This window comes from Chitinophaga pendula, from assembly GCF_020386615.1.
Lineage (GTDB): Bacteria > Bacteroidota > Bacteroidia > Chitinophagales > Chitinophagaceae > Chitinophaga > Chitinophaga pendula.
Genome location: NZ_CP077769.1, coordinates 5,676,625 through 5,692,140, shown reverse-complemented (window position 1 = coordinate 5,692,140; position 15,516 = coordinate 5,676,625). Strand labels below are relative to the sequence as shown.

Genomic DNA, 15,516 nt, shown 5'->3' with positions numbered 1-15,516 from the left:
TACGAATAGCTGATTTTTATCATATTGCAACCTATTTTTTCGCAAACAAAAAATAATTATATTTGCGATATACCAGTCACAACGCTTCTATGCAAATGGGGGCGTTGATTTTTTTTTCTTATTACTAAAACAAGAAGTATATGTCTGGCATTAACTATGTTACGAAAGAGACCTTGGAGCAAATGCGCGAAGAGCTGACCATGCTGAAGACAAAAGGCCGGTCGGAGATCGCGAAGGCTATTGCAGAGGCCAGGGAGAAGGGGGATTTGAAGGAGAATGCGGAGTACGATGCTGCCAAGGAAGCTCAGGGGCTTCATGAAGCGAAGATAGCTACGTTGGAAAATGCCATTGTTACTGCGAGAGTGGTAGAAGCTGACACGATAGACACGTCTAAAGTATCCATACTATGTAAAGTAACGATCACCAATATGGCGAATAAGAAGACCGTGACTTACCAGTTGGTATCTGAGACGGAGGCTGATTTGAAGGCGGGGAAGATTTCGGTATCTTCTCCTATCGGCAAGGGCTTGTTGGGCAAGCAGGTAGGTGAGATTGCGGATGTGCAGGCACCCAATGGTCACATCAAGTTCAAGATTGAGCATATCACGGTATAGCAGGTAGCTGATATTATTAGGAAGGCCCCTGCTACGGCAGGGGCCTTTTTCATGTAGCAAAGTAAAGAACCGGAAATCCCTTTTGGTCAGCCTTTGTAAGAATGGATAGTGATTTTTTTGTTTGCACTCCGGATGGCGAACCGTATATCTGTGTCCGTACATTTGCGTACCTTTAGTCCCCGCTGGCCGTTATGGCCATATTTGTTAAAACCTATCTATATGTCCAGCATTTTCACAAAGATTATACAAGGGGAGATCCCCAGTTACAAGATTGCAGAGAACGACCGTTTTTATGCTTTTCTTGATATTTTTCCGTTGGTACAGGGGCATACGTTGATTGTACCGAAGGAAGAGACGGATCGTTTTTTTGATTTGTCGGAATCGTTATTGCAGGAGTACTTGTTGTTTGCGAAGCCTATTGCGCTGGCAATAGAGCAGGCGGTCCCCTGTAATCGTGTGGGGATCAGTGTAGTAGGATTGGAGGTGCCACATGCGCATATGCATTTGGTACCGATCAGTTCTGCTGATGATCTGAACTTCACCCGTCCTAAGCTGAAGATGACTCCGGAGGAGTTTAAGGCAGTACAGGAGCGTATAGTAGCGGCGCTTACGGCACATTAAAACGGAAGCCGACCCCATGTAGGGTTTCCAGCTTGATAGTGGGGTCTGGCTTGAAGTACTTCCGGAGTTTGGTGATGAATACGTCCATGCTTCGGCCCAGGAAATAGTCGTCCTTGCCCCATACATTGAAGAGGATCTCTTCCCGTTTCAGGGTTTTGTTAGCGTTATCACAGAGGTACTTCAACAGGTCTGCTTCTTTTTGGGTCAGCGAGACGGCGATCGCTCCGGTAGGGTCTGAGAGGCGGAGGTCGTTGTAGTCGAAGGTGACGTTGCCGATTTTGTACTGGGTACGTTTGGTAGCAGGTGTGTTTTTGGTGCGTTTCAGGAATACTTCGATGCGCATGAGCAGCTCCTGCATGGAGTAGGGCTTGGTGATGTAGTCATCGGCGCCTGTTTTGAACCCGGCGATCTTGTCTTCGTCGAGTGATTTGGAGGAGAGGAAGAGGATCGGGATCAGGTCGTTCTTTTTGCGGATCTGTTGTGCCAGGGTAAAACCGTCTTTTTTGGGCATGACGATGTCCAGCAGACAAATATCGAAAGTACGTAACTGGAATTGCTCCCAGGCGATTTGCCCGTCTATGCTGTGTACTACTTCATAACCGGCTTCTTCCAGTCTTTTTTTAGTTACCGCACCAACATGCTGATCATCCTCCACCAGTAAGATTCTTGCTTTCATAGTTGACCGTGATGCTGATTAATACAATATACCATGTCCCCGTTATGGTAAGTTTTCATAGTTTTTGTTTGAATGGATAACCCCTTTCTATCACTATGGGCAGTTTTGGAGATTTAAGGTCAAAATAAATACAATTTCCCAAATTTAGAAATCCCTGCGTTTCAGCATACATTGCAATATATTACCATCCATTGATCCTTTCGGGATGTTGTTGCATGAATTGCTCCCAACCTTTGGCCTTCGTTCCGGCAGGTAAGATACTGGATTCCTGGAAGAAATGGCAGACAGCAACGGCGAGGGCATCGGAAGCATCGAGGAACTCGGGTCTTTCATTGAACCGGAGTATGCGTTGCAGCATTAGCCAGACCTGCTCTTTGTCTGCATTACCGTTGCCGGTAATGGATTGTTTGACTTTTTTAGGAGAATACTCTGCTACAGTGACCCCTGCATGCATCGCGGTAGCGATGGCGACACCCTGGGCTCTACCCAGTTTGAGCATACTCTGAACATTCTTGCCGAAAAAAGGGGCTTCGATGGCGCAGCAGTCGGGGCGGTGTTGTTGGATCAGTTCTTGTACCCGGGTATGTATCAGTTGTAGTCTTTCGTAGTGGTCCTTATGACGGGATAGTTTCAGTACATCCATCTGCACGAGGCTGGCTTCTTTGCCATTTATAGCGATGATCCCATAACCCATCACGAGTGTACCAGGGTCTATCCCCAGAATTATTTTTGACTTGTTTCCCAACCGCGGTTTATTTTTGCCAAAATCTTGATGTCTGAACAAAAGTACCAAAATAATTCTCAATTATCTGTTAGGAGCGGGGCTTTTTGCGTGGTTGGGCTATTCCATTTACGATCAGTTGAAACACCAGTCTAATCTTAAGTCCGCGCTTTGGCAGATGTCAGGGGCGCTGGAACAGAAAGGACTGATCACCCTGACATTGGTGTTAATACTGATGTTATTCAACTGGGGGCTGGAAGCCCGTAAATGGCAGATGCTGGTCCTTCCGTTGGAAACCATTTCTTTTGGGCGGGCCTTCCGCGCGATCCTTACCGGCGTATCCCTTTCCGTTAATACCCCTAACCGTATCGGGGAATATGGTGGCAGGGTCTTATACCTGCAGCACCGTAATAAGCTGAAAGCGATAGCAGCAACGATAGTAGGAAGCTTCAGCCAACTGATCGTAACTATTATATTTGGGTTAATTGGATTGATTTTTTATATCAATAACTTCCCGGCACTCAACGCAGGGGAGCACTTTGCCCCCTTTTTCTGGGAAAAAATCCTGTTGACAGTGCTTATAATAATTTGCCTGTTAACGATATTATTATATTTTCGGTTGCAGATCATCGTAGCAGTATTTGAAAAGATACCCTGGCTACGGAAGGCAAAAGTGTTCGTTCAGATCATAGCACGTTACTCCCCGGCTGAACTGAGCAATCTTCTCGCCCTTTCGGCCTGCAGGTATGTGGTCTTCTCGGCACAGTATTTGATTTTGCTTCACACGCTGGGAGTGGAAATACTGTGGTGGCAAGGGTTTCTGATGAATGCCGTCGTTTACCTGGTGATGGCGCTGGTACCCACAATAGCCATCGCAGAATTAGGCCTCCGCGGTAAGGTTAGCCTGTATTTCATGGGTTTGCTTAGCTCCAACACAGCAGGGATCATCGCCGCTACCGTGAGTATCTGGTTGATTAACCTGGTCCTCCCGGCAGTACTTGGAAGTGTGTTATTGCTCGGTATTAAGATTTTTAAGGACAAATAGCTTCTCCAAATGAGGTATGTTTTACTCTTACTATTAGGGTTGACCTGTATCTATCCTGCCCGTGCACAACAAGAATTCTGTGGTGTCACTAACTCCAGCTTTAAAACCGGCGAAAGTATCACACTCAAAGTCTTCTATAACCTCGGACGCCTATACGTTGGCGCCGGCGAGGCTACCTTTAACTGTTCACTGGAAAAACTTAACGGCAAAGACGTTTATCATGTAATAGGGGATGGTAAGACCTACCGTACCTACGACTGGGTGTTCAAAGTACGCGATCGTTACGAAAGCTATATCGACACCGCCACCATGCAACCCCTTAAATTCGTCCGTAATGTAAGCGAAGGTGGATATAAGATATACAATAACGTTGTCTTCAATCAACAGCAGAACACCGCCACCAGCACCAATGGTACCTTTAAAACGCCAGATTGTATACAGGATGTGATCAGCGCTATCTATTACGCACGTAACATCAACTTCGACAAATACAAACCAGGCGATAAGATCCCCTTTAATATGTTCCTGGATGACGAAGTATACAATATCTACATCCGGTACGTCGGAAAAGAAGAGGTAGACACCCGCTTCGGCAAGTTTAAAGCGATCAAATTCAAACCATTACTGATCAAAGGAACAATGTTCCAGGGCGGCGAGCAAATGACGGTATGGGTCAGCGATGATGCAAACAAAGTACCTTTGCGTATAGATAGCCCTATCTCCGTAGGCAGTATCAAAGTAGATATGATCGACTATAAGAACCTGCGTTATCCGTTTACTTCCCTGCTTGGAAAACGATAGCTATCTTTATCATCGTCAGCATTTTAACATTTCCATGCTGTAGAAAGCTTTATATTTGTTATCGTTAATTTATATGATAGATCATGGAAGAGCATAAACCCAAAATCTTACTGGCCGAAGATGATACCAACCTCGGCATGGTACTGAAGAACTACCTGGAATTGAACGACTATGAAGTAGAATTGTGCCGGGATGGTATTCTGGCGCTGGCAGCCTTCCGCCGTGAGAAATTTGACATCTGCCTGCTTGATATTATGATGCCTAACATGGATGGCTTCAAACTGGCGGAAGAGATCCGGGATGTAGATCCGGATATTCCGCTCTTCTTCCTGTCTGCCAAGACCATGAAGGAAGATATCATCCAAGGATATAAGCTGGGTGCGGACGATTATATCTCCAAACCTTTCGACAGTGAACTGCTGTTGCTCAAGATCAAGGCCATCCTGAAACGTAACCAGGAGCTGACCAATAAAGAAGAAGAGCAGCATGAGTTCAAAGTAGGCCGTTACGCTTTCAATTCCCGTCTGCGTACCCTCACCAAAGATGGTGGAGAATCGCATACCCTCTCTCCGAAGGAGAACGAATTGTTACGCATGCTTTGTGAGCATAAGAACGACCTGCTGCCGCGTGAGCTGGCATTAAAAAAGATCTGGGGTAGCGATACTTACTTCAACGGTCGTAGTATGGATGTATACATTGCTAAACTCCGCAAGTACCTGAAAGAAGATCCGGAGATCGAAATCGTGAATATCCATGGCAATGGTTTCCGACTGGTGGTAAAAGACTAGTCCGGCTATCGCCGTTTGTATAAAAAGTAAAAGCCTCGTCTGCGGACGAGGCTTTTACTTTTTATGGATGTTAGCATCAGAATAGCAGGTTGGTGCCTGGCTGTCCGGGAGGTTTCTTACCTAAATGCATATACGCTTTCTCTGTTACTTCCCGACCTCTGGGGGTACGTTTGATGAAACCTTCCTGTATGAGGAATGGCTCATATACTTCTTCCAGCGTACCAGCTTCTTCCCCTACGGCGGTGGCGATGGTAGTGATACCTACAGGGCCGCCTTTAAAGTTCTCTATGATGACGTTGAGGATACGATTGTCCATTTCGTCCAGCCCATATTCATCTACGTTGAGGGCTTTGAGGCTGAACTGTGCGATCTCCAGGTCAATGACACCATTGCCTACCACCTGGGCGAAGTCGCGTACCCGTCTGAGCAGGCCATTGGCGATACGGGGGGTACCCCTCGAACGCCGGGCGATCTCCATAGCAGCATCAGAGGTGATCTTGGAGTTCAGCAGTCCGGCCGCCCGCCAGATGATCTTCTGCAATACCGGCGCCGTATAATACTCCAGGCGGCTTTTGATACCGAAGCGCGAGAGCAGGGGAGCGGTGAGCAGTCCTGACCGGGTGGTAGCGCCAATGAGCGTGAACGGCTGCAGATTGATCTGTATGGAGCGGGCACTGGGGCCAGTATCGATCATGATATCGATACGATAGTCTTCCATGGCAGAGTACAGGTACTCTTCCACGACAGTGCTGAGACGGTGTATCTCATCGATGAACAATACATCTTTTTCTTCCAGGTTGGTGAGTAGACCTGCGAGGTCGCCGGGCTTTTCGATCACCGGACCAGAGGTCTCCCGGATATTCACACCCAGTTCATTGGCCACAATACGCGACAGGGTAGTCTTACCCAATCCCGGAGGACCGTGGAACAGGATGTGATCCAGGGCTTCTCCCCGCATCTTGGCTGCTTTGATAAATATCTTGATGTTCTCAATGATCTGTTCCTGCCCCGAAAAATCTATGATTTCGCGGGGCCGTATGCTGTTTTCGAATTCCTTCTCCGCAGCACTTTGCCGTTGCTCGTCTGGTCTTAAATGTGGATTAGACATACAGACCAAAAGTAATAATAATCTGCGTTACAGCAGGTGGAAGCCTGGTGGGAGGAATCATTTTTTTCTTACATTTATCCCACTATGAATGTACACAAGTCTCTCCTGATACTATGCCTGGGCACACTGTCACTGCCTGTTGCCGCACAAAAGAAAATCGAACGATCTGAAGTATCCCGTATCATCCGTACGCTGGCAGCCGATGATATGGAAGGCCGTAAAGCAGGTACTGCCGGCTCAGAAAGGGCGGCAGCCTTCATCAGTAAGGAATTTGCCAAAGCGGGCCTGCAGCCTTTGCCCGGCGCTGCCAACTACCGGCAAGAGTTCAGCCGTTACAACGCTACCGCAACAGCTACCGCTTTACAGATTAATGGTAACACCGTACCTGCGGAAGGTAATATCATTGCCTACAGCAAAGACAGTGTGATCAGCTGGAACGCCGATAGCCGTATCGCTATCACCCGTATCAGCGCTACCGACGACTTCCAGGCCCGCCTCCGGCAGTTACGCAAAGAAACACGCAACACGCTGGTATGGGTAGATGCTGCACATAAAGAGCTATTTACCAAAATGAACGCAAGACCCCGCAAAACCTGGTTGCAGGAAGAGGGGAATGCCGCGAGCCTCATCCTCGTATTGCAGCCGGCAGATATCACACAGATAGATAACTGGTCACTGTCATTACAATGCCGCACCGGCAGCGAACGGCTGACCAATGTAACAGGTATGATCAAGGGCGCGGTACACCCTGACGAATATGTGATCTTTTCCGCGCACTATGACCACCTGGGTATCATTAAGCCTTCTGCGGAACTGGATAGTATCGCCAATGGCGCCGACGATGATGCCAGCGGAACCACCGCTGTGATGTTGCTGGCCAAATACTACAGTAAGAAAAAACCTGCCAGGAGCCTGCTTTTCGTGGCTTTCACCGCCGAAGAGATAGATGGGGCGGGGTCCCGGTATTTTTCACAGCAGCTGGACCCCGAAAAGATCGTAGCGATGTTCAATATAGAGATGATCGGCAAACAATCTAAGTTTGGTGGCAACAGTGCATTTATCACCGGCTTTGAGCGTTCTGACCTGGGGCCTATTCTGCAACGTAACCTGCAAAATACCAACTTCCGGTTCCATCCGGACCCTTATCCGGACCAGAACCTCTTCTATCGTTCCGATAACGCTACCCTGGCGGCATTGGGCGTACCGGCACATACCATTTCTACTACCCAGATAGACAAGGATAAGTTATACCATAGCGTAGATGATGAATGGGAGACGCTGGATGCGGAAAACATCCGGAGTATTATTGAAGCGATCGCATGGAGTGCACGTTCTATCGTCGATGGCAAGGATACGCCGAGCCGCATACCTCCGCTCAATAAGTAATACCCGCAGAGATATGATAAAAAAAACGGAAATGACCATTTCCGTTTTTTTTGTGTTAAACATTAAGGTTTTAATGTAATTATTTAAAAAACGCCTATATTGCAGGCGTGATGATACACTTTGTCCGTGTGAAAAACCTAAGAACCCCCTAAGTCATCTAAAACCATATCGATAATGAAAACCAATTTCCTCCATCTCTGCGGAGCTGTGGCCTTGTCTGCTGTAATGCTTACCGCCTGCTCAAAAAAAGATGCCTCTTCACCTGCTCCCAATCCTGATCCAACGCCTGTTGAACAAGGTGGTGCTTCATTTGGTTACTCTATCCGTGGTATTGGTGCCACTGGTCATGTGAACGGTGAGACCGCCGCCCGTATCGCCAACGTAACCGGTAACCCGGAAATGGCTAAAGGTGCAGGTTTTGACTGGACCTGGACAGAAGCTACCGTTCGTCTGCGTGAAATACGCATAGAAGCTAAACGTGGCCAGGATGAGCTGGAATTCGGCCTTAAAACAGACCGCAATTTCGACCTGCTGGCTGCAGTGAACTTCATCGGTTTCATCAAGATCCCTAAAGGCACTTATCAGCATGTACTGGTATATGCCCGGGCAGAAGGCGACAAAGCAAAACCACTGGCTATCCTGAAAGGTAAGATCACCTGGAACGGTACTATCATCCCCCTGGAAGCCAGACTGTCTGGTAAAGCATCGATCAAAGCTACTGGCAGGGATATCGTGGTAACAGATACCACTATCCAATGGAAAGGCGACCTGGTACTGGATTTCAAAGCAATCATCGACAAGCTGAAGCTGGGTAATATCACCCTCACTTCCGGTAAAGGTGCTGGTCAGCAGCAACCTGTGTTGATCGAAGCTGATCTGCAGAATGAAGGAGAGCTCCGCAACACATTCGAAAATGCAATGACAGTGGAACACAGCCACAAATAGTCATCGCGTCCACCATTGTCTCAAATTACTAGGCCGCTTGTCAATTCTGCTTGCAATAAAAACAGAAGTGACAAAGCGGCCGTCTTATTATAAAGAATACCTTGTTTTATTGGAGCAGTAACCTGCTCAACACCGCGAAGTGATCAGAGGCATATCGACCTTTCCAGGTCTCAGAAATAGTAGCGTGTTGCTGTACTACAAAACGTCCTTTTAAGAAGATATAATCGATCGGTTGGTCTTCCCGCTCAGCGATATGCCAGCCGTTAAAAGTGCCATCAGGTCCGTAATGCGGTGTGCGGGACAACGATTTACTGTCTGTCAGGTGTAAAGGGTCCTGCTGATCCACTACTACACGGATCGGCTCGTCATCAGGAGTGGCATTGAAATCACCGGTGATGATAGCGGGTGTCGTCCCGGCTATCCGCTGTACCTGCTTGAGCAGGAAATGAGCACTTTCGCGGCGAGCCACCACGCCCATATGATCAAAGTGGGTATTGAAGTGGAAGAAGATCTTTTTGGTGATACGGTCCCGGAACTTACCCCAGGTGACGATACGGGTGATCGCCGCATCCCATCCTTTACTACCTGCCACTTCAGGGGTCTCTGACAGCCAGAAGGTATGCCCTTCCAGTAGCTGCAGGCGTGTGGTATCGTAAAAGATAGCAGAATATTCCCCGGCCGTCTTACCATCTTCCCTGCCTACACCCAGCGATTTGTATTGAGGTAACCGTTGCTGCAGATCTACCATCTGGTCGTGTAATGCCTCCTGCACCCCCAGCAAGTGCGCCTGATGAAAGAATACCTGGCTGGCTACCTTATCTTTCCGGTAAGGCCATGCGTTCAGGCTGTCGGAAGAAGTGTTCATCCGGATATTGAAAGTCATCACCTGCAGCGCACTTTGCGCCATCATCATACCGCTGATCGATAACGAACAGCAGAGCAATAGTATTTTTTTCATGTTCCCATATTATTTATACGGCGAAAGATAATAAGCAGCAGGCACTTATCTATATTATAAACTGATTAAGCCTTAAGAGCAGGTCCGGGTCCGGACAATTGGCGAGGTATTTCTCCCGTTCACTGAAGCGGCATACGCCGGGATAGTCGCCGCGGAGAGTGCCTATATGGTCGATGATCTGGAAATGCAGGTGTGGCGGCCACTGCCCGTTTTCGTGAGGGGGACCGAAGGTACCTATTTTCTGCCCGGCGCCTACCGGCATATTCTCATAGAGGCCATACAGGCTGGAGAGCGACAGGTGGCCATACAGGGTATGAAAAGTATATCCTTCGAGCTGGTGTTGCAGGATAATGGTAGCGCCGTAGTCGCCCTGCACATCGTTGAAGCGGAAACTGTGAATGTGGCCCTGCAACGGCGCATATACCTGTGTACCGGCATCGCCCCAGATATCGATGCCCAGATGCAGCCGCCTGGGTTCTTCCCCGGCATCAAAATGAGGACTCATCGCATAGATCGTTCTGTGCTCACCATAACCGCCGATACCATAACGGGCCGTGGCATGCTGTATCTGCTGTGTGATATAGTCACAGAAACGATGGACATTTTTCAGAATGGGAGGCGTAAGCGTAGTATTGCCACTACTGAAATCCATCAGTAACAGCCGGTCGATGGCGGGATCGAAGTCGACGACAGGCATATATCTTGCCTGGTTTTTTTCCAGTAATTCGTGTAGCATACCTGGAGGGGGCTGTAAGGCAGCAGTAGCTGCTGCCTTTTGTTATATCACTACATTGATCATTCTGCCTTTTACGATCACTACCTTTTTTACCGGTTTGCCTTCCGTCCATTTCTGTACGACCTCATTGGCCAGTACGGCGGATTCCATGACCGCATTATCCGTATCTACCGGGAATCCCATCTCGGTGCGTGTTTTACCGTTCACTGCTACCGGGTAGTTAAACTCGGATTCTTTTACATGCTGCTCGTCAAATACAGGATAGGTAGCATCCAATATGCTGTCTGTATGACCCAGGAGTTGCCACAGTTCTGCTGCAATATGTGGTGCATACGGCGTCAGCAATATCAGCACCTGTTCCAGGATACTGCGTTTGTTACACTTCAGGGAGGCCAGTTCATTCACACAGATCATAAACTGGCTGACGGCGGTATTATAAGAAAAGCTGTCTGTAGCGGTATCTATCTTTTGGATGGTCTTGTGCAATACTTTCAGTTCTTCTGCGGTAGGAGCTGCCTCTGTTACGATCACGCCCTTCTGCTCATCCACATACAGCCGCCACAGCTTTTTGAGGAAGCGGTGAACGCCTTCTATTCCCTTGGTATCCCAGGGCTTGGACTGCTCTACCGGTCCAAGGAACATCTCGTACATGCGGAAGGTATCCGCACCGAACCTGTTGACGATATCGTCCGGATTAACAGTGTTGAACAAACGCTTACTCATCTTCTCCTGGAGCGTACCGCAGATATATTTGCCATCTTCCAGGAGGAAGGTAGCATCGCTGAAGTCGGGTTTCCAGTTTCTGAAGGCAACGGTGTCCAGTTCCACGCCATCCACGATGTTCACATCAACGTGCAGCTCGTCGGTGTCGTACTGATCTCTGAGATTATAGGAAACGAACTGTTGCGTACCGCGGATACGGTATACCAGGCGGGAGTTACCGCCTATCATACCCTGGTTGATCAGCTTCCGGAAAGGTTCGTCGAATCCGATATAGCCGAGATCAAATAATACTTTGGTCCACAAGCGGGAATAGAGCAGGTGGCCTACGGCGTGTTCGGTACCGCCGATATAGACATCTACCTGGTTCCAGTAGTCGGTGGCAGCACGGTCTGCGAAGGCAGCGGTATTATGAGGATCCATGTAGCGCAGGAAATACCAGCTGCTACCGGCATAACCGGGCATGGTATTCGTTTCCCGCTTTTCGCCAGGGGCTACGTTTACCCAGTCTTTGATGTTGGCCAGAGGGCCTTCGCCTTCTTCTCCTGGTTTATAGTTTTCTACAAATGGCAGCTCCAGTGGCAGGGACGATTCGTCGATGGCATACGGCACATCATCCTTGTAAACGATAGGGAAGGGTTCTCCCCAATAACGTTGACGGCTGAAGCCTGCATCGCGCATTTTGTAGTTGATCCTGCGTTTGCCGATGCCCAACGTTTCTACTTTATCGGCAGCCACGTCCATAGCGGCTTTCATCTCCAACCCATCGAGGAAGCCGCTGTTCTGCAGGGTAGCTTCTTTGGTAGGGTTGGCTGCCTCACCGGTAAAGGCATCACCGATGATATTGGTAATATGGATATCGAAATGACGGGCAAACAGAAAGTCGCGCTGATCGCCGCAAGGTACGGCCATAATAGCGCCGGTACCATATCCGGCCAGTACATATTCTGATATCCAGATAGGTAGCTGTTGGCCGCTGAATGGGTTGATGGCAAAGGCGCCGGTAAAGGCACCAGTTACCTGTTTTACTTCTGCCAGCCGTTCTCTTTCAGAGCGGCTTTGCACATAGTCCAGGTATTGGGTCACTTCATCACGCTGGCCATCGGTGGTAATAGTCGTGACCAGTTCATGTTCTGGGGCCAGTACAATGAAATCAACACCAAAGATGGTGTCTGGACGGGTAGTATATACATCTATGACAGCAGTACTGTCTGTCACCTGGAATTTGATCTCAGCGCCCTGGCTCTTGCCGATCCAGTTACGTTGCATCTCTTTCATGGCGTCGCTGAAGTCAACAGTTTCCAGCCCCTCAAGCAAGCGGTTAGCGTACTCAGTAATACGCAAGAACCACTGGCGCATTTGTTTTTTGATCACCGGATGACCACCGCGTTCGCTTACACCGTTCACTACTTCATCATTAGCCAGTACGGTCCCTAATGCAGGACACCAGTTCACCTCTGCGTAAGCCAAGTAGGCCAGCCGGTAGTGCATCAGTATTTCCCGTTGTCTGGGGAGATCTAATGTTTTCCATTGTTCGGCACTGAAATGCAGCTGCCGGTCGCCGGGACACTCGTGAGCAGTATTACCCGCAGTCTCGAAGATCTTTACCAGCTCGCTGATGCGGGTGGCCTTCCGGGTGCTGCGGTCATACCAGCTGTCGAACAGCTGAAGGAATATCCATTGGGTCCATTTATAATACTGCGGATCGCTGGTACGTAACTCCCGCTCCCAGTCGTAACAAAAACCGATATTGTCCAGCTGCCTGCGGAAGGCATTGATATTTTGCTCGGTAGTAACAGCAGGATGCTGCCCTGTTTCCAGTGCATATTGCTCGGCTGGCAGCCCGAATGCATCATATCCCATCGGATGCAGTACATTATAGCCTTTTAGCCGTTTATAACGTGCATATATGTCAGAAGCGATGTAGCCCAGCGGGTGGCCTACATGCAGACCTGCTCCCGATGGGTAAGGGAACATATCCAGTACGTAAAATTTGGGTTGGGGGCTGTTATTGCTTACCCGGTAAGCATGCGAATCTTTCCATTGTTGCTGCCATTTTTGCTCAATAGCCCTGAAGTTGTATTCCATAATCTAAAAATATAACCGGTACAAGATAAGCGTTAGTAAACGCTATACTTTATCAGTACCAATAAAAATGTTAAAATCTCGTTATGAATGGCAAAAGTAAACATAACTACTAATTTTTATTATTTTCGCCGATAAACGGTAGATTAATGGCTCAATCCGGGAAATCATCAGCAAAAAAGTCCAAACCATCCTATTTGTATTCCATAATAGGTGTGGCCCTGGTACTCTTCCTGCTGGGAACACTGGGGATGATAGTGATTCATGCTAACAGACTCAGCGCTTACTTTAAGGAGAGTATAGAGGTACAGGTAATCCTGCGCGACAACGTAAAGGAAAACCAGGCATTGGCCCTGAAAGACTCCATTGCCAAAAAACCTTACGTCAAATCTATTGAATATGTCTCTAAAGACATGGCTGCCCAGCGTTTCAAAAAAGAATTCGGCGAGGATTTCATTAACCTGCTGCAATATAACCCCTTATACGCCAGCATCAACATCAAAGCCAACGCCGGCTATGTCAACTCCGACAGCCTGCGCATTATAGAAAATGTACTTACCCAGCAAAACATAGTAAGGGAGATATCCTATCAACGCCTGCTGGTGGATAAACTCAACGAGAATGTCCGTAAGATCGGTATCGTAATACTGGCGATCAGCGCCCTGCTAGCCCTGATCGTGATCATTCTGATCGATAATACCATCCGCCTGGCAATGTTCAGCAACCGCTTCCTGATCAAAACGATGCAAATGGTAGGCGCTACCCGTTGGTTCATTGCCAAGCCGTTTGATATAAGGAGTATCATCAATGGGGCGCTTAGTGCCATCCTCGCCATCGCTGGCCTGATGGGATTACTGTATTTCGCAGATAGACTGCTGCCCGAACTGAGTGGCATGAGAGATTATTTTATGATTACCCTCATGTTCATCGGCATGATAGTGATCGGTATATTCATATCTTTGGTAAGTACCCATCGCTCTGTGATGAAGTACCTGCGCCTGAAACTAGATGATCTGTATTGATCCCGGATAAAGTGACAGCTGCTTAATTTTGACAACCTTGAAACTTATTCCCACATGGCTATAGAAGCTAAAAAAGCAGGAGAAAAGACAGCGGAAGATACCCGCCCTGTTTTTGCAAAAGATAATTTCAAATTCATGATAGCAGGATTGGCGCTGATCCTCATCGGTTTTTTCCTGATGATGGGTGGCAACAGCAACGATCCTAATACCTTCAAACCTGAAGAAGTATACAGCTTCCGCCGTATTACCCTGGCCCCGATCGTGATCGTATTGGGCCTGCTGGTAGAAGTATACGCTATTATGCGCAGACCTAAGGCCTGATCCCGTATCAGATAGCTGGTGAGGTCCCTGCGGAATGACCTTCCCTTAGCGATGAGCAGTCATCGCTTTTTTTTATGGTACAATGCTTGCAGCAGCGTGACCGTCATTATCATTCATATTCTATAATTCTTTTCATTTCACGCTCATGAGCATTCTCGAAGCGATCATCATCGCCATAGTTGAAGGACTGACAGAGTTTTTACCGGTATCATCCACCGGTCACATGATCATCACCAGCGCCTTGCTGGGCATCAATAAAGATGAATTTACCAAACTATTCGAGGTATGTATACAATTGGGCGCTATCCTGGCCGTAGTGGTACTCTACTGGAGAAAGTTCCTGGTGTTTGACAAAAACCGGCTCTTCTTCTATTTTAAACTGATCATCGCCGTCATCCCCGCTTTGATATTCGGATACCTGTTCAGCGATAAGATCGATACCCTGCTGGAAAGCCCACTCGTAGTAGGCGTCATGCTACTGCTGGGTGGCATCGTACTGCTCTTCGTAGATAACTGGTTCAAAGATCCCAAAGTACATTCCGATGAGCAGATGACCGTATTCCAGGCACTTCGCATCGGCTTCTTCCAATGTATTGCCATGATCCCGGGCGTGAGCCGCAGCGCCGCCACTATCATCGGCGGTATGCAGCAGAAACTCACCCGCGATGTAGCCGCCGAATTCTCTTTCTTCCTGGCAGTGCCTACCATGGCCGCAGCCACCGGATACAAACTCCTCAAAGGCCGTGAACTACTGATGTCGAATATGGACAACCTGAAGCTGTTACTCGTAGGTAATGTTGTGGCTTTTATCGTAGCAATGCTGGCCATTAAATTCTTTATCGGCGCCTTGAAAAAATACGGATTCCGGGTATGGGGATATTATCGTATCATCGTCGGCATCATTATATTGATCGCTATCTTCATGGGATATAAACTCGAAGTATAACTTCTTCCATAAACGGACCTTAC

16 protein-coding genes are annotated in these 15,516 nt (G+C 48.1%); 10 read left to right on the top strand and 6 right to left on the bottom strand.

What is annotated here, in order from left to right; all coding sequences use genetic code 11:
* The first annotated feature begins 140 nt into the window (after nucleotides 1-140).
* Together greA and KTO58_RS21090 are read left to right on the top strand one after the other, a co-directional pair.
* The gene (gene greA, locus KTO58_RS21095) at nucleotides 141-614 is read left to right on the top strand and encodes a transcription elongation factor GreA (protein ID WP_095837499.1); all 474 of its coding nucleotides are present in this window, start codon (nucleotides 141-143) and stop codon (nucleotides 612-614) included.
* Between the two features lie 219 nt (nucleotides 615-833).
* A complete protein-coding gene (locus KTO58_RS21090) occupies nucleotides 834-1,235 on the top strand; it encodes an HIT family protein (RefSeq protein WP_095841460.1) in 402 nt (133 codons plus the stop codon).
* On the opposite strand, the gene KTO58_RS21085 is transcribed toward KTO58_RS21090, so the two are convergent.
* Together KTO58_RS21085 and ruvC are read right to left on the bottom strand one after the other, a co-directional pair.
* The gene (locus KTO58_RS21085; protein ID WP_225859859.1) at nucleotides 1,222-1,911 is read right to left on the bottom strand and encodes a response regulator transcription factor; all 690 of its coding nucleotides are present in this window, start codon (nucleotides 1,909-1,911) and stop codon (nucleotides 1,222-1,224) included. The two genes, KTO58_RS21090 and KTO58_RS21085, sit on opposite strands and share 14 nt — an antisense overlap.
* A gap of 181 nt (nucleotides 1,912-2,092) precedes the next feature.
* Entirely contained in the window at nucleotides 2,093-2,656 is a 564-nt protein-coding gene (gene ruvC / locus KTO58_RS21080; protein WP_225859858.1) for a crossover junction endodeoxyribonuclease RuvC, read from the bottom strand.
* A gap of 31 nt (nucleotides 2,657-2,687) precedes the next feature.
* On the opposite strand from ruvC, the gene KTO58_RS21075 reads away from it, so the two are divergent.
* The 3 genes from KTO58_RS21075 to KTO58_RS21065 all read left to right on the top strand — a co-directional run bounded on the left by KTO58_RS21075 (nucleotide 2,688) and on the right by KTO58_RS21065 (nucleotide 5,266).
* On the top strand, nucleotides 2,688-3,677 hold the full coding sequence (locus KTO58_RS21075; protein ID WP_095837502.1) for a lysylphosphatidylglycerol synthase domain-containing protein: 990 nt from the start codon (nucleotides 2,688-2,690) through the stop codon (nucleotides 3,675-3,677).
* Between the two features lie 9 nt (nucleotides 3,678-3,686).
* Entirely contained in the window at nucleotides 3,687-4,478 is a 792-nt protein-coding gene (locus tag KTO58_RS21070) for a DUF3108 domain-containing protein (RefSeq protein WP_095837503.1), read from the top strand.
* Nucleotides 4,479-4,561: 83 nt separating this feature from the next.
* Nucleotides 4,562-5,266, top strand: a complete 705-nt coding sequence (locus KTO58_RS21065; RefSeq protein ID WP_095837504.1) for a response regulator transcription factor — start codon at nucleotides 4,562-4,564, stop codon at nucleotides 5,264-5,266.
* Between the two features lie 76 nt (nucleotides 5,267-5,342).
* On the opposite strand, the gene ruvB is transcribed toward KTO58_RS21065, so the two are convergent.
* A complete protein-coding gene (ruvB, locus tag KTO58_RS21060) occupies nucleotides 5,343-6,374 on the bottom strand; it encodes a Holliday junction branch migration DNA helicase RuvB (protein WP_095837505.1) in 1,032 nt (343 codons plus the stop codon).
* Nucleotides 6,375-6,458: 84 nt separating this feature from the next.
* On the opposite strand from ruvB, the gene KTO58_RS21055 reads away from it, so the two are divergent.
* Both KTO58_RS21055 and KTO58_RS21050 read left to right on the top strand, forming a co-directional pair.
* Nucleotides 6,459-7,760: a M28 family peptidase gene (locus KTO58_RS21055; RefSeq protein WP_095837506.1), complete on the top strand. Its 1,302-nt coding sequence runs from the start codon at nucleotides 6,459-6,461 to the stop codon at nucleotides 7,758-7,760.
* Between the two features lie 174 nt (nucleotides 7,761-7,934).
* Nucleotides 7,935-8,705 carry a hypothetical protein gene (locus KTO58_RS21050; protein ID WP_095837507.1) on the top strand — a complete coding sequence of 257 codons (771 nt, stop codon included), beginning with the start codon at nucleotides 7,935-7,937 and terminating at the stop codon, nucleotides 8,703-8,705.
* 106 nt (nucleotides 8,706-8,811) lie between these two features.
* Here KTO58_RS21050 and KTO58_RS21045 read toward each other — a convergent pair whose 3' ends face one another.
* Genes KTO58_RS21045 through leuS form a run of 3 tightly spaced genes read right to left on the bottom strand, consistent with a single transcriptional unit; the run spans nucleotide 8,812 to nucleotide 13,207 of the window.
* Nucleotides 8,812-9,663 (bottom strand): endonuclease/exonuclease/phosphatase family protein, encoded by an 852-nt coding sequence (locus tag KTO58_RS21045; RefSeq protein WP_095837508.1) that lies wholly within the window; start codon nucleotides 9,661-9,663, stop codon nucleotides 8,812-8,814.
* Between the two features lie 49 nt (nucleotides 9,664-9,712).
* Nucleotides 9,713-10,399, bottom strand: coding sequence for a peptidoglycan DD-metalloendopeptidase family protein (locus tag KTO58_RS21040; RefSeq protein ID WP_095837509.1), 687 nt, complete (start codon nucleotides 10,397-10,399; stop codon nucleotides 9,713-9,715).
* A 42-nt stretch (nucleotides 10,400-10,441) separates the two neighbouring features.
* Entirely contained in the window at nucleotides 10,442-13,207 is a 2,766-nt protein-coding gene (gene leuS / locus KTO58_RS21035) for a leucine--tRNA ligase (protein WP_095837510.1), read from the bottom strand.
* A 194-nt stretch (nucleotides 13,208-13,401) separates the two neighbouring features.
* Here leuS and KTO58_RS21030 point away from each other — a divergent pair, with 194 nt between their 5' ends.
* The 3 genes from KTO58_RS21030 to KTO58_RS21020 all read left to right on the top strand — a co-directional run bounded on the left by KTO58_RS21030 (nucleotide 13,402) and on the right by KTO58_RS21020 (nucleotide 15,493).
* Entirely contained in the window at nucleotides 13,402-14,226 is an 825-nt protein-coding gene (locus KTO58_RS21030) for a cell division protein FtsX (RefSeq protein WP_157752813.1), read from the top strand.
* 54 nt (nucleotides 14,227-14,280) lie between these two features.
* A complete protein-coding gene (locus tag KTO58_RS21025) occupies nucleotides 14,281-14,547 on the top strand; it encodes a DUF3098 domain-containing protein (protein WP_095837512.1) in 267 nt (88 codons plus the stop codon).
* A gap of 145 nt (nucleotides 14,548-14,692) precedes the next feature.
* Nucleotides 14,693-15,493 (top strand): undecaprenyl-diphosphate phosphatase, encoded by an 801-nt coding sequence (locus KTO58_RS21020; protein ID WP_225859857.1) that lies wholly within the window; start codon nucleotides 14,693-14,695, stop codon nucleotides 15,491-15,493.
* Nucleotides 15,494-15,516: the final 23 nt, after the last annotated feature.